Here is a 13,711-nt window from a genome sequence, read left to right on the forward strand (position 1 = left end):
TGCCCGGCGGCTGCGTCCGCGACGGCCCGGCCCGGGGCTGTCGGGCGGGCGGCTTAGACTGGTGGGCGATGTCCTCCACCGACCCCGCAGCCGATCCCGCAGCCGTCCCGCCTGTTCCTGTGCTGCACGCCCTCACGGTGCCGCTGTCCGCACTGGGCGCGGACCCCGCGGACCTCCCGGACCTGCGGGAGCTGCTGGTCGGGCCGGACCTGCTCACCTGGACCGTGGACGGGGGCGGCCTCGTGGCCTGGGGCCGTGCCGCCGAGCACACGGTGCGCGGCGCGGACCGGTTCACGGCCGCGCGCGTGTGGTGGGACGACCTGGCGGCTGCCGCCGTCGTCGAGGATCGCGTGGGGGTGCCGGGGACCGGGCTCGCGGCCTTCGGCGCCTTCACGTTCGCGACCGGCTCCGCCGTGGACTCCGGGCTCGTCGTCCCGGAGCTGCTCGTGGGCCGCCGGGACGACGTCGCGTGGGCGAGCCTAATAGTGGCCGCGGCCCCCGGGGTCCCCTTCGCGCTGAGCGCCGACGACGTCGCGGCCGCCTGGCTGCGACGGGTCGGCTCCGCCCCCGGCCGCGCGCCCGCCCCGAGCGAGCCGCCCGCGGCGCCGGCCGTGGTCCGGCTGTCCTCCGGCACGCTGGGCGAGCACGAGTGGACGGAGGTCGTGCGCGACGGCGTGGAGCGCATCCGCGCCGGCCGGCTGGAGAAGCTGGTGCTGGCCCGGGACGTCGTGGCGCGCACGGACGCCCCGCTGGACGCCGTGGCCGTGGTCCGGGAGCTCGCCCGGCGCTACGAGCAGTGCTGGACGTACTGCGTGGGCTTCGGCGGGGATCCCGCGGGCAGGGGCCGGCTGATGGGCGCCACCCCCGAGATGCTCGTGCGGGTCCTCGACGGCGTCGCCCACGCCCGCGTGCTCGCGGGCACCCTGGACCGGGACGCCGCGCCCCCGGACGAGGACCCGCACGAGTACGCCGCGCGGGTGCTCGGCGAGTCCGAGAAGCAGCAGCACGAGCACGGGTTCGCGATCGACTCCCTCGAGGCGTCGCTGGCCCCCTACACGGACGCCGTCACGACCTCCCCGGAGCCCTTCATCCTCGAGCTGCCCAACGTGTGGCACCTCGCCTCGGACGTCACCGCGGCGCTGCGGCCGGGCCCGGCCGGGGACCCGCCGTCCTCCCTCGAGCTCGCCGAGGCACTGCACCCCACCGCCGCGGTGTGCGGGACGCCCACGGCCGCGGCCGCCGCCACGATCCCGGAGCTGGAGCAGATGGACCGGGGACTGTACGCGGGCCCCGTCGGCTGGCTCGACGCCGCCGGCAACGGGGACTGGGGCATCGCCCTGCGCGGGGCGGTGCAGGAGGACGAGCGCACGGTCCGGCTCTACGCCGGGTGCGGCATCGTGGCCGCCTCCGACCCCGAGTCCGAGCTGGCCGAGACCTGGGCGAAGCTGCGGCCCATGCTCCAGGCCCTGGGGCAGCGGGCCGCCGGGGCGCCGGAGCGCCTCGTGCCCGCCCCGGGGCTGTCGGCGGGCTGAGCCGGGCGCGGGGATCGCACCGTATCCTGGTCCCCGAACACGGTCGGGGTCACCGCCCCGCAGGGCCGGCCCCGTGGCCGGCCCGACCGCGCCGACGACCACTGCTCCCACCGGAGGAACCCCGCATGCCCCGTCCGACGACCCGCCCGTCCCGCGCGCCCGCCCTGGCAGCGCTGTCCGCGATCGCCGCCCTCGCCCTGACCGCCTGCACGTCCGAGGGCCCCTCCGGGGACGCCGGGGACGGCGGCGGGGAGACCGCGGGGGCCACCGCGTCCCCCGCCGTGGCCCTGGTGGAGCCCGGGTTCCTGACCGTGTGCTCGGAGTCCAACTACCCGCCGTTCGAGATGGAGGAGGGCGGCGAGATGGTCGGCCTCGACATGGACCTCGGCCGGGAGATCGCGAAGGACCTCGGCGTGGAGATGAAGAACGTCACCCTCGCCTTCGAGTCGATCCAGTCCGGCACGGCCCTCGAGACCGACCAGTGCGACGTCGCGATCTCCGCCCTCTCCATCACCGAGGAGCGGCAGACGGTGATGGACTTCTCCGACCCCTACTACGACAACGAGGTCGGCCTCGTGACCGACGGCGAGGACGGGGTCGACTCCATCGACGCCGCCCGCGAGGAGCAGGTGCGGGTCGGGGTCATGCAGGGCACGGTCGGCGAGACCCAGGCCCGGGAGCTCGGCCTGAACGCCGTCCAGTTCGAGGACGCCACCACGCTGTTCACCGGGCTCAGCACCGGCGCCGTGGACGCGGTGCTCGACGACGTCACCGCGATCGCCCAGCACGCCCAGGACGACCCGGACTTCGTGGTCCAGGAGACCGCGGCCCTCGACGACCAGCTCGGCGTGGCCGTGGCGAAGGGCGACGAGGCGATGCTCGGCGCGGTCGACGCCACCCTGGACCGCATCGAGGAGGACGGCACGCTCGAGCAGATCGTCGAGACGTGGATCCCCGTCCAGGAGAACTGACCACCGGGCCGGCGCCCCGCACCGGGGGCGCCGGCCACGTCACCGCCCGCCCGTACCACCCAGAACGGACCACCCCATGGCCATGACCATGCACCAGAGAGCACGCCTCTCCCGCGGCGTCCAGTACGCCGTCCTGATCCTCGTCCTCATCACGCTGATCGCGATCGCCGACTGGCCGCTGCTCGTCGAGAAGGTGTTCAACCCGCAGATCGCGGCCCAGCAGTTCCCCGGCATCATCGCCGTGGCACTGAAGAACACCCTCATCTACACGCTGCTGGGCTTCGTGGTCGGCCTCACCGGCGGTGTGGTCCTCGCGCTCATGAAGCTCTCGTCCGTGGCGCCCTACCGCTGGCTGGCCACGCTCTACATCGAGTTCTTCCGCGGCGTGCCCGCCCTGCTGGTCTTCCTCGCCTTCGGCTACGGCATCCCGCTGGCCTTCGGCTTCCGCTTCAACCACTACGTCACGGTCATGATCGCCCTGGGCCTCGTGGCCGCCGCCTACATCGCGGAGTCGCTGCGGGCGGGCCTGCAGGCCGTGCCGAAGGGCCAGTACGAGGCCGCCCGCTCCCTGGGCATGTCCCACGCCCGGGCCATGGTCACGATCGTCATCCCGCAGGCCCTGCGCATCGTGCTGCCGCCGCTGACCAACGAGGTGATCCTGCTGACCAAGGACTCCTCCCTGGTCTACCTGCTGGGCATGGGCGTGGGCCAGTACGAACTCACCAAGTACGGCCGCGAGGCGATCTCCGGGGCCGGCGCCGGCCTCACCCCGCTGGTGGTGGCGGGTGTCTGCTACCTGATCATCACGGTGCCGCTGGGCATCCTGACCCGCCGCTTCGAGTCCAAGACCGACCGCATGAAGAAGTCCTAGGAGCCTGACTGTGAGCACTGCATCCTCCCCCACTCCCCGGTCCGGGCCCGGCGGCGCCGACGGCCTCGCGGACGCGGCCTCCGTCGTCATCGAGGGCCTGCACAAGTCCTACGGCTCCCTCGAGGTCCTCAAGGGCATCTCCCTCAGCGTGGGCGCCGGCCAGGTGGTCTGCCTCATCGGCCCCTCCGGCTCCGGCAAGTCCACGCTGCTGCGCTGCGTCAACCTGCTCGAGACCCCTCAGCAGGGCCGGATCACGATCGGTGACTTCGAGGTCACCGACCCCGAGGCCGACGTCGACCGGATGCGCCGGCACGTGGGCATGGTCTTCCAGCAGTTCAACCTGTTCCCCCACCTGAACGTCCTCGAGAACTGCACCGTGGCCCAGCTCAAGGTGCTCAAGCGGGACAAGGCCGAGGCCGAGCGGGTCGCCCGCGGCAACCTGGAGCGCGTGGGCCTGGCCGAGAAGGCGGACAGCTACCCCGACCAGCTCTCCGGCGGGCAGCAGCAGCGCGTGGCGATCGCCCGGGCCCTGTCGATGGACCCTGCCCTCATGCTCTTCGACGAGCCGACCTCCGCCCTGGACCCCGAGACCGTGGGCGACGTGCTCGCCATCATGCGCAACCTCGCAGCCGAGGGCATGACGATGCTCGTGGTCACCCACGAGATGGAGTTCGCCCGCGACGTCGCCGACAAGGTCGTGTTCATGGACGGCGGGGTGGTCGTCGAGGAGGGTCCCGCCGCGGAGCTGATCCGCAACCCGCGCGAGTCCCGCACCCAGGCGTTCCTCTCCCGCGTGCTCAACCCCACCCAGGTGCAGGCACCGGAGCAGTGACCCGGCGCGGTCCGGGTCCGTCGTCCCCGGACGACGGACCCGGACTCATATCCAGGGCAGTCCGTCCTGAGGGCATCGATATTCCAGGCGGATGAGTTCCCCCCTGGTGGATCCCTAGGTCTTTGCCTCATATGACCCGGATCACAGCTCTGTCACGCTGGACGCAGCCAGGGGACGCACCGCCGGTCTCCCCCGCTTCCTGCCTTGTCCACGCGCCGCCCAGAGAGGTCCCGGGGAACATGACCCAACCACACACCATCATCGCGGAGAATCCGCAGCTCGAGCAGAAGACCGCCCGCTTCGTGGCGTTCATCATCTGCCTCGCCCTGCTCTTCGACGGCTACGACCTCGTCGTCTACGGCGTGGTCCTGCCGGGCCTGCTCGCCGATCCCACGCAGATCGGGAACCTGGAGCCGGCCGTCGCCGGCCTGGTGGGCTCCTACGCCCTGATCGGCGTGCTCATCGGCTCGCTCGTCTGCGGGGCCATCGGCGACTTCTTCGGCCGCCGCCGGCTGCTGATCACCGGTGTGGCCTGGTTCTCGGTCGGCATGTTCGTCACCGCGCTCACCACCAGCGTGCTCGCCTTCGGCGCGATGCGCTTCCTCACCGGAATCGGCCTCGGCCTCGTGATCGCCACCGCCGGCGCCACCATGGCCGAGTTCGCCCCCGCCGGCCGCCGCCAGTTCTACAACGGCATCGTCTACTCCGGCATCCCCGCCGGCGGCGTGTTCGCCGCCGTCATGGGGATCGCCTTCCTCACCGACCTGAGCTGGCGCGGCCTCTTCATGATCGGGGCGCTCCCCCTCGTCCTGCTGGTCCCGCTCATGCTGTGGAAGCTCCCCGAGTCCCCGCGCTGGCTGCTCACCCGCGGCCAGTCCGAGCGGGCCGAGGCCGTCGCCCTCCGGACCGGCGTCCCGCTGCTCGAGGAGCAGGTCATTCAGCAGGTCGGCGCCGCTCCGCGCAGGACCGGCTACGCGGCCGTGTTCTCCAAGCAGTTCGCGCTCGCCTCGATCCTGCTGGGCTTCATGTCCTTCTGCGGGCTGTTGCTCACCTACGGGCTCAACACCTGGCTGGCCGTCATCATGAAGGGCTACGGCCACAGCCTCAGCCCGCTGTACTTCGTCCTCGTGCTCAACGGGTCCGCCCTGGTCGGCGGTCTGCTGGCCTCCCGTCTCGCGGACCGCACCGGCCCGCAGCGGATGATCGCCACCACTTTCGCGCTGGCCGCGATCGCCCTGATCCTCATGACGTTCAGCTTCCCGCTGCCGCTGCTGTTCCTCTTCATCGCCGTGGCCGGCGTGGGCACCATCGGCACCCAGGTCCTGGTCTACGGGTTCCAGTCGAACTACTACACCACCAACGCCCGGGCCGCCGGCGTGGCCTTCTGCGCCAGCATGGGCCGGTTCGGCGGCATCTTCGGCCCGATCATCGGCGGCTGGCTCGCCGCGGCCGGCTTCGGCGGCCCCCAGGCGTTCTACGTCTTCGCCGGCGTGGCCCTGCTCGGCGCGCTGGTCACCCTCGTCGTGCCCCACCAGCGCAAGCTGGAAGAGGCCGAGCACCAGGTGGAGGAGCTCGCCGCGCGGCACCCGGAAGTCTCCGCCGAGCGCGGGACGACTCGCGTCCGAGGCTGAGCCCCCCGGCACCGCTCACGGGCCCCGTCCCCCCTTCGCGAGGGGGGCGGGGCCCGTCAGCGTCCTTCGGCCCGGCGGCGCCGGGAGGCTCGGGCCCCTCAGCGCTCGTCCGCGGCCCGAGGAGTGTCCTGCACGGCGCCCTGCGCGGTGGCGTGAGCCGCGCCCTGAGCCGTGTCCTGCGCCGTGCCCTGTCCCGTGACCAGCGCCGTGTCCTGCACTGCGGCTTCAGCGGTGGCCTGCGCGACGGCGGCCCGGACCCGGGCGTGGAGGTCCCGCAGCCCGCGCCGGTCCACCACGACCTCCACGACCGAGCGCCCCCGCACGGGCGCGGCGAGCGCCTGCTCGAGCTCGGCGACGCCGGCCGCACGCCGGTGGGCCACGCCGTAGCCGGCGCACAGCGCGTCGAGCCGGGCCTCGTGCGGAGTGCCGAAGAACCGCTCCACGACCGCCCGGTACTCCTCCTGCTCCCCCAGCGCCCCGTGCTCGAGGGTCGTGAAGATCCCCCCGCCGCCGTCGTTGAGGACCACCAGCTGCAGGTCGGGCTCGCGTTCTCCCGGGCCCAGCAGCAGGGACGAGACGTCGTGCAGGAACGTCAGGTCGCCCAGAAGGGCGCGGACCGGGCGACCGCCGCCGAGCGCCGCGCCGGTGGCCGTGGCCACCGTCCCGTCGATCCCGGCGAGCCCCCGGTTGGCGAGCACGAGCGGGGAGCCGGGGCCGGGCCGGGCGGCCAGGTCCAGGTCCCGCACCGGGTTCGAGGAGCCGGCCACCAGCACGGTCCCGTCCCGCCGGCAGGCCTCCCACACCGCGGCGGCCACGGCCGGCCCGGTGGCCCGCCCCGGTGGCTCGGCGGCGAGCAGCCGGGCGACGGCGCCGTCCGCGGCGGCACCCGCCTCCCGCCAGGCGTCCGCCCAGCCGGGTGCGCCCCGACCGGTGAAGGCGGCCGCCTCGGCCCAGTTCGAGAGCACGCGCTCGCGGCGCCGGCCGGGCTCGTACCACGCCACGGGGACGGGCCGCACGGCCGCGGTGGCGACGTCCTCCCGGGCGAGCAGGGCACCGACCGGGCGGGAGAGCGTGGGCCGGCCCACGAGCAGGACGCGCTCGATCCGCCGGCCCAGCGGGGAGTCCAGCAGCAGCCGGTAGGCCCCCACGGCGTGCGGGCCGCTCCGCGCGTTCGACGAGGGCTCCGCGAGCAGCGGCAGCCCGCACGCCTCGGCGAAGCGGGCGGCGTCCGGCCCGGCGCCGTCACCGGCGACGACGACGGAGCGCGCCGTCCCGGCGTCCGGCAGCGGGGCCCGGACGGGTCCGGCCGCCACCGCGCTCGGGCCCGGGTCCGTCGACGCCCCCGCCCGGGCCGCCAGCAGCCGCGCCCGGGCCGCGAGCACCGGGCCGTCCTCCGGCGCGGGGTGCAGCGGCTCGCGCAGGGCCACGTTGAGCTGGATCGGTCCCGGCGGCCGGGATCCTCGCGGTCCCCGGCCGGTCAGGGCGGCGAGGACCCCCGAGAGGCGGGCGGGCACGTCGTCACCGGGGAGGAGGTCCACGGCGGTGCGCACGTGGTCGCCGAAGATCCCCGGCTGACGGGTGGTCTGGTTGGCACCGGTGCCCCGCAGCTCCGGCGGGCGGTCGGCGGAGAGCACCACGAGGGGCACCTCGGCGTGGTCGGCCTCCAGCACGGCGGGCAGCAGGTTGCCCACGGCCGTGCCCGACGTGGTGAGCACCCCGGCCGGCCGGCCGGTGGACCGCGCGATGCCGAGGGCGGTGAACGCCGCGCCCCGCTCGTCCACCCGCACGTGGACCTCGAGCGCCCCGGCGGCCTGGGCGGCCGCCGCGGCGTAGGCCAGCGGCGCGGACCGGGAGCCGGGGGCCACGACGAGGTGCCGCATCCCGGCGGCGACGAGCTCCTCCAGGACGGTGCGGGCGGTGTCGAGGGACGGTGTGGTCACAGGAGACCAGGGTAGTCCGGGAACGCACCGGTCCCCGGCACGCCGTGGGACGGGCCGGGGACCGGTGTGCTCCGGAGGCGGGGCTCAGTAGGCGCGGGAGGCGATCCTCGCGGCCGTCTTCGTCTCCGCGGAGGCCTTGCCCCTGTAGCCGCGGTAGCGGGGCCCGCGCTCGCCGTTCTTGCGCCGCTTGTGCTGGTTGCGGCCCTGGCCCGGCCGGTCGTGGATCGCGCCGGGGAACTCGGGCTCGCCGTCGCGATCCACGGCGAAGACCTGTGCCACGGACGGGCGCGGCAGGGACCACTCGCCCTCGCCCTGGCGGGTCTCCACGACGTAGTCCGGGAAGTAGGAGCGGGGTTCCTCGAAGGAGCCGTCCTCGCCCGGGTGCTGCACGGCCACGTAGACCATGCGCTCGCGGTCGTGGATCACGGGCCCGCAGGTCTCGGCGTCCTGCGGCACGGCGAGGAACTGCTGGACCCTGCCGCGCTCGCGCCCGGACAGCCCCACCTTGAACAGTCCGTCGTCGTAGCCGATGGTCCCCGGGGCGCCGTCGGTGGAGACCCACAGGTTGCCCTCCGAGTCGAAGGCCAGGTTGTCCGGGCAGGAGATCGGCGAGACCTTCTCCACTGGGAAGCCGGAGAAGTAGGCCGAGGCGTTCTTCGAGGGGTCCCCGGCCACGATCAGCAGGTTCCAGTCGAACTCCAGGGCGGCGGCGCGGTTGTTCCGCTCGGTGAGCTCGAGCACGTGCCCGTCGCGGTTCTGGGTGCGCGGGTTGGCCTCGTCCGGGCCGGCCTTGCCCGGAGTGCCGCGGTCGGTGTTGTTGGTCAGCGCCACGTAGACCTTGCCGGTGTGCGGGGAGGGCTCGACGTCCTCGGGGCGGTCCATCTTGGTGGCCCCCGCCCGGTCCGCGGCCAGACGGGTGAACACCAGGACCTCCTGGGCGGACATGCCGTCCACGGCCGACTCCCCGTCCACGACCAGCGGCAGCCACTCGCCGGAGCCGTCGAACGCGCCGTCGGAGGGCAGCCGGCCGGAGCCGTCGATCTCGGCCTCGGTGTCCCCGGTGAACTTCGCGACGTACAGGTTGCCCTCGGCGAGCAGCGTCATGTTGTGCGCGCGGTCGCCCTCGACGTACCTCTGGGCGGAGACGAACTTGTAGAGGTAGTCGAAGCGCTCGTCGTCGCCGGAGTAGGCCACCACGGTGCCGTCCTCGGCCACGCGCACGTTGGCGCCCTCGTGCTTGAAGCGGCCCAGGGCGGTGTGCTTGACGGGGGTGGACCCGGGATCCTGGGGGTCGATCTCCACGATCCAGCCGAAGCGGTGCGGCTCGTTCTCGTAGCCCGGCAGGGTCGAGTCGAAGCGCGGGTCCACCTCGTGCCAGCGCCTGCTCGGCGCCTCGGCGGCGATCCCGTAGCGCTTCTGCTCGGCGGAGCCGTTGCCCCTGAAGTACTGGTTGAAGTTCTCCTCGCCGGAGAGGACCGTGCCCCACGGGGTGGTGCCGCCGGCGCAGTTGTTGAGGGTGCCGAGCACCAGGGCTCCGGTGGGGTCGGCCTCCGTGGTCATCAGGTCGGAGCCCGCCGCGGGCCCGTCCACCCGGAAGTGGGTGCTCATCGTGATGCGCCGGTTCCGGGCGCCGCCGCGCACGTAGGACCAGGGCCGGCCGGGACCGGTGCGGGCGATCTCCACGACGGACATGCCGTGGGCGGCCATGGCCACCCGGGCCACCCGCTGGACGTCGTCCTGCTGCTCGGCGGGGAACATGAGGTTCTCGTTCGTGTACTCGTGGTTGTTCACGAGCACCCCGCTGCGCCCGCCGCGGTCCCGGAGGACGTCCAGGTAGTCGCAGTTGTAGCCGAACTGGCGTGCCTGGGCCTCGGGGGTCTGCGCGTAGGGGTCGAACTCCGGGGAGTCGGCGAACAGGGGGTCGCCCCAGCGGATGATCGGGGACCAGTCGTAGCCCTCGGGGACCGTGAGGTCGTCCACGGTGTTCGGCACGGGGGCGATGGGCGCGAAGGACAGCCCGGAGCGTCCGCGACCGTGGGCCTGGGCGGCCTCCGGGGTGGCGCCGACGACGCCGACCGTGACGGCCGCCGCGGCGCCCAGGCCCAGGGCGGAGCGCCGGGACAGGGCGGCGCTCGCGATGTCGCGGAAGTAGACGTTGCCGGAGGTGTTGCACTCCGGACCGGCGCAGGCGCTGCCGCACTTGAGCCGGCACGTGACGGGGCTGCGCTTGCCACGGGTGTGGCCCAGCAGCGGGAGGAAGGGGCGCTTGGCGGTGTCGGTCATGGCTCTCCCGGACGGTCGGGGCCACGGACGTCCGCGGCCGCAGGTATCGGATGCGAGTCCACTGCACCACCGCCGCATGGGGCCCGGGGGGCGCCGAGGTGAAGCACACGTTAACGGACGGTGACCGGCCGGGGAGGGCGCCGCGCCGACCGGGTCAGGGGCTGCCTCTGTGTGACGGCCGGCGGCGACTGGCCCGCGGCCGGCGTGCCCGGGAGCCGGGCGTGTTCACTCGAAGAAACAATGTGCCGGCGGATTCCGCGGCGGCCCCGGTTCTGGGATGCTCGTGCCGTCAGGCCGTCCCATCCGTCCAGCGCCCGGACCGTGACCGGGAACTTTCGGAAGACCCCCCTCCTTCTGCACCGTCCGCCCACGGGCCGTGCCGCCGCGGCGGCAGTGCCGGTCCGGTCACGGGCGAAGGAGGCGCGCGATGCACACGGAACCAGAGGTGGGACTGCTGTCCCCGCGGGACCACGGGGAACCCGCTCCGCACGAGCCCGGCGCGCGCCGGTACCGGCGCGCGGGCGTGGACTGCCTGAGCGTCCGCCGCGCGTGGGACCTCCACCCGGGGGACTGCCTGCACGGACGGATCATCGCCTCCGTCCGCGGGGTCGTGGGGCTCGCCTGCAGCCCCGTGGCGGTCTTCTCCTTCACGGGTGACGACCCCGAGCACACGGCCCAGACGCGGATCGGCGCCGCCCACCCCGACATGGAGCTCGGCTGCGACGACGTGTGGCGCGCCGCCCGGGCGTGGGTCCGGCGCCACGACCTGCACGAGGGGGAGCCCGTGGACCTGGACCGGCTCCGGGCCGAGGTGCTGGGGGACGTGGCTCAGGGCTGAGGGGCGGCCCCCGCCAGGGCGTGCACGCGGCGCAGCCGCGCCAGCCACCACCGGCGCCGGTCCGCGGGCACGGCGTGGCGCTGCAGCAGCGCCGGATCCGGGACCGCGTCCCGCAGCTCGAGCATCCCGCCGACCGGCCGCAGCGGGTCCCGCAGGACGTCCGCCCGCATGAGGGACACGGTCCCGAGCCCGCAGGCGTACGGGAGCTCGGGCAGGGCGGCGGCGAGCGCGAGCCCCGCCCGGATGCCCACCGAGGTGTCCAGGGCGGAGCTGACCACCGCCGGCAGGCCGGCCCGGGCGACCACGTCCAGGGCGCGGCGCACGCCGCCCAGCGGGGCGGCCTTGACCACGAGCAGGTCGGCGGCGCCCGCCCGGGCCACCGCGAGCGGGTCGTCCTCCTTGCGCACGGACTCGTCCGCGGCCACGAGCACCGGCACGCCACGGTCGGCGAGGCCCTCCCGGACGGCGGCGAGGCCCTCGATCGTGGGCACGGGCTGCTCCGCGTACGCGAGTCCGTGCCGCCCGAGCCGCTCCAGGGCCGCGAGGGCCGTGGGCACGTCCCACCCGCCGTTGGCGTCCACCCGCAGCTCGGCCTCCGGCAGCAGGGCCCGCACGGCCGCGACCCGCGCGTCGTCGTCCCCCGGGTCCTGGCCGCGCTCGGCGACCTTGACCTTCACGGCGCGGACCCCGCCCCCGAACCCGGCGAGCACCTCCCGGACACGGGCCGCCGGCACGGCGGGCACGGTCGCGTTGACGGGGATGCTCGTGCGCCGGGGCGCCGGGAAGCCGTGCCACGCGGCGTCGACCGCGGCGCGGAGCCAGGCGCCGGCCTCGGCGTCCCCGTACTCGGGGAACGGGCCGAACTCCCCCCACCCCGCGGGGCCGCGCAGGAGCACCGACTCGCGCACGTCGACGCCGCGGAAGCGCACCCGCATCGGCAGGGCGACGACGTGCGCGTGCGCGAGCAGGTCGTCGAGCGGGGGCAGGGCCACGGCGGGGAGCATGCTCCCAGCCTAGAGGGCGCCTCTCAGCGCGCTCCGATCCGTGCGTGGAATGATGAGGGCTCCGCGGGTGCCGGCACGGCCGCGGCCTTGCCGGCACCCCGACGATCCGCACCACCGCCCAGGAGCTCGATGACCACGACCGCCCGCCGTCCCGTCCCCACCGTCCTGCAGGTCCTGGGCCACCTGTTCGGCGCCGCCGCCCTGTGGGCGTCGGCCGCGCTGGTCGGGGTCGTGGCGCTGACCACCGCTACCGGGCAGTGGCTCGACGAGCTGGCCCTGCGCCAGGCGAGCCGCGCCTTCCCCGACCTCTCCGACCGCGCCGCCCAGCTGCTCGACTCGGTCCCGTGGGTGGTGGGCGCGGTCTCGGCCGTGTGCCTCGCGGTCCTGGCCGCGCGCTCCCGGCGCCTCGCCCCGGCGGTGGTCGGGGCGGCGGTGGTCGTGCTGTCCAACCTCACGGTCCAGCTGCTCAAGCGCGTGCTGCTGGAGAAGCCGGACCTCGGGATCCAGGAGGCCGCCGTGAACTCCTTCCCGTCCGGGCACACGGCCGCCGCCGCCGCCGCCGTCGCGGTGGTGCTGCTCGCGGCGCCCGCCCCGTCCCGGCCGCTCGTCGCACTGCTCGGGGCGGGGGCCACGACCGCGACCGGGGTGGCCACGCTGCTGAACGGCTGGCACCGGCCCTCGGACGTCGTGGCGGCCCTGCTGGTCGTGGCGGGCTGGGCGGCCCTGGGCGGCCTCGTGCTGCGCCTGACCGGGCCGGTGGAGCGCCCCGTGCCCGGCGGGGGCCTGACCGCCCTCCTGGCCGTCTCCGGCGCGGGGGCCCTGCTGGTCGGTCTGCTGCCGCTGTGGGCGGCCCTGCGCGTCCCGGGCGGGGGCTGGGCGGCGGTCGCGGCGTGCGCGGCGATCCTCGGCGTCAGTCTGCTGGCGGCAGCGGCACTGACAGCGCTGCAAGCTCCTCGGTCGCGGCGTCCTCGGCCCTGATCCGCTCGAGTCGGTCCAGGAGGATCCGCGCCGCCCCCGCGTTGTAGGGCAGGCGGAACATCGAGGCCGTCACGGGGCGCATGCCGTCCGGCTGCGCCGCGGCGGCCTCGCTCGCGTCCACGCGCTCGATCGCCGTGCGCATGAGCCGGGCCTGCTGGAGCACGAAGCCGCGCTCCACGGGGTTGCCGTGGCCGGGGACGAAGACCTGGTACCGGTCGAGGGCGGCCAGGCTCTCGAGGGCCGTGGCCCAGCCCCGCGGGTACGAGTCGTCGAAGTCCGGGTCGGAGCCCTGCTCCACGAGGTCCCCGGTGAAGACGACGTCGTCGACGCCCACGCAGAGGTCGTTGTCGGTGTGTCCCGGGCCGAAGGAGAAGAGCACCGCCGCCCGCTCCCCCAGGTCCACCCGGGTCAGGGCGGGACGCCTGCCCGTGCCCGGCAGGTGCCGGTTGGGCACGACGAGACGGGTGTCCGGTCCCTCGGCCGCGGCCATCTCGGGCTCGTGGGTGCCCACGAAGGAGCGCTGGAAGTCGCCGTGCGCCCGGATCGCCGCCGCGCAGCCGCGGTGGGCCCAGAAGTCCTCGGCTCCGGCGCGCTGGAACACGGCGTTGCCCAGGAAGTGGTCGTAGTGGGCGTGGGTGTTCACCACCGTCAGCGGCAGGCCGGTGAGCGAGCGGACCGCCTCCAGGATCTCCCGGGCCTGGCGCGGGCCCGCGCCCGTGTCGATCACCAGGGCGCGGCGGGTCCCGAGCACGACACCGGAGTTCAGCCTCCAGTTGTCCGTGCTCACGGCGAAGACGCCGTCGCGGAGTTCGTTGATGCGCGCCACCCGAC

The 13,711-nt window shown here is 74.8% G+C and carries 11 protein-coding genes; 7 read left to right on the top strand and 4 right to left on the bottom strand.

Going from position 1 to position 13,711, the window contains the following annotated elements:
- Positions 1-68 precede the first annotated feature (68 nt).
- The 5 genes from ACYVM4_RS12560 (at position 69) to ACYVM4_RS12580 (ending at position 5,837) form a co-directional block, all read left to right on the top strand.
- Complete coding sequence (locus tag ACYVM4_RS12560) at positions 69-1,532, top strand: isochorismate synthase (protein WP_460668760.1); 1,464 nt, start codon at positions 69-71, stop codon at positions 1,530-1,532.
- A 125-nt stretch (positions 1,533-1,657) separates the two neighbouring features.
- On the top strand, positions 1,658-2,503 hold the full coding sequence (locus tag ACYVM4_RS12565; RefSeq protein ID WP_368820492.1) for an ABC transporter substrate-binding protein: 846 nt from the start codon (positions 1,658-1,660) through the stop codon (positions 2,501-2,503).
- A gap of 76 nt (positions 2,504-2,579) precedes the next feature.
- Positions 2,580-3,374, top strand: coding sequence for an amino acid ABC transporter permease (locus ACYVM4_RS12570; protein ID WP_368820494.1), 795 nt, complete (start codon positions 2,580-2,582; stop codon positions 3,372-3,374).
- Between the two features lie 10 nt (positions 3,375-3,384).
- A complete protein-coding gene (locus tag ACYVM4_RS12575) occupies positions 3,385-4,206 on the top strand; it encodes an amino acid ABC transporter ATP-binding protein (protein ID WP_460668761.1) in 822 nt (273 codons plus the stop codon).
- 239 nt (positions 4,207-4,445) lie between these two features.
- On the top strand, positions 4,446-5,837 hold the full coding sequence (locus ACYVM4_RS12580; protein WP_368820496.1) for an MFS transporter: 1,392 nt from the start codon (positions 4,446-4,448) through the stop codon (positions 5,835-5,837).
- Between the two features lie 98 nt (positions 5,838-5,935).
- On the opposite strand, the gene menD is transcribed toward ACYVM4_RS12580, so the two are convergent.
- Together menD and ACYVM4_RS12590 are read right to left on the bottom strand one after the other, a co-directional pair.
- Positions 5,936-7,777: a 2-succinyl-5-enolpyruvyl-6-hydroxy-3-cyclohexene-1-carboxylic-acid synthase gene (gene menD, locus ACYVM4_RS12585; RefSeq protein ID WP_460668762.1), complete on the bottom strand. Its 1,842-nt coding sequence runs from the start codon at positions 7,775-7,777 to the stop codon at positions 5,936-5,938.
- 84 nt (positions 7,778-7,861) lie between these two features.
- Positions 7,862-10,060 carry a PhoX family protein gene (locus tag ACYVM4_RS12590; protein WP_460668763.1) on the bottom strand — a complete coding sequence of 733 codons (2,199 nt, stop codon included), beginning with the start codon at positions 10,058-10,060 and terminating at the stop codon, positions 7,862-7,864.
- Positions 10,061-10,487: 427 nt separating this feature from the next.
- Here ACYVM4_RS12590 and ACYVM4_RS12595 point away from each other — a divergent pair, with 427 nt between their 5' ends.
- On the top strand, positions 10,488-10,898 hold the full coding sequence (locus ACYVM4_RS12595) for a hypothetical protein (protein WP_368820500.1): 411 nt from the start codon (positions 10,488-10,490) through the stop codon (positions 10,896-10,898).
- Here the strand turns inward: ACYVM4_RS12595 and ACYVM4_RS12600 are convergent.
- Entirely contained in the window at positions 10,889-11,902 is a 1,014-nt protein-coding gene (locus ACYVM4_RS12600) for an o-succinylbenzoate synthase (protein ID WP_460668764.1), read from the bottom strand. The two genes, ACYVM4_RS12595 and ACYVM4_RS12600, sit on opposite strands and share 10 nt — an antisense overlap.
- Positions 11,903-12,031: 129 nt before the next feature.
- Here ACYVM4_RS12600 and ACYVM4_RS12605 point away from each other — a divergent pair, with 129 nt between their 5' ends.
- On the top strand, positions 12,032-12,880 hold the full coding sequence (locus tag ACYVM4_RS12605; protein ID WP_460668765.1) for a phosphatase PAP2 family protein: 849 nt from the start codon (positions 12,032-12,034) through the stop codon (positions 12,878-12,880).
- Here the strand turns inward: ACYVM4_RS12605 and ACYVM4_RS12610 are convergent.
- Entirely contained in the window at positions 12,813-13,706 is an 894-nt protein-coding gene (locus ACYVM4_RS12610; protein ID WP_368820504.1) for an MBL fold metallo-hydrolase, read from the bottom strand. The two genes, ACYVM4_RS12605 and ACYVM4_RS12610, sit on opposite strands and share 68 nt — an antisense overlap.
- Positions 13,707-13,711: the final 5 nt, after the last annotated feature.

The sequence above is a fragment of the Kocuria himachalensis genome, from assembly GCF_054784195.1.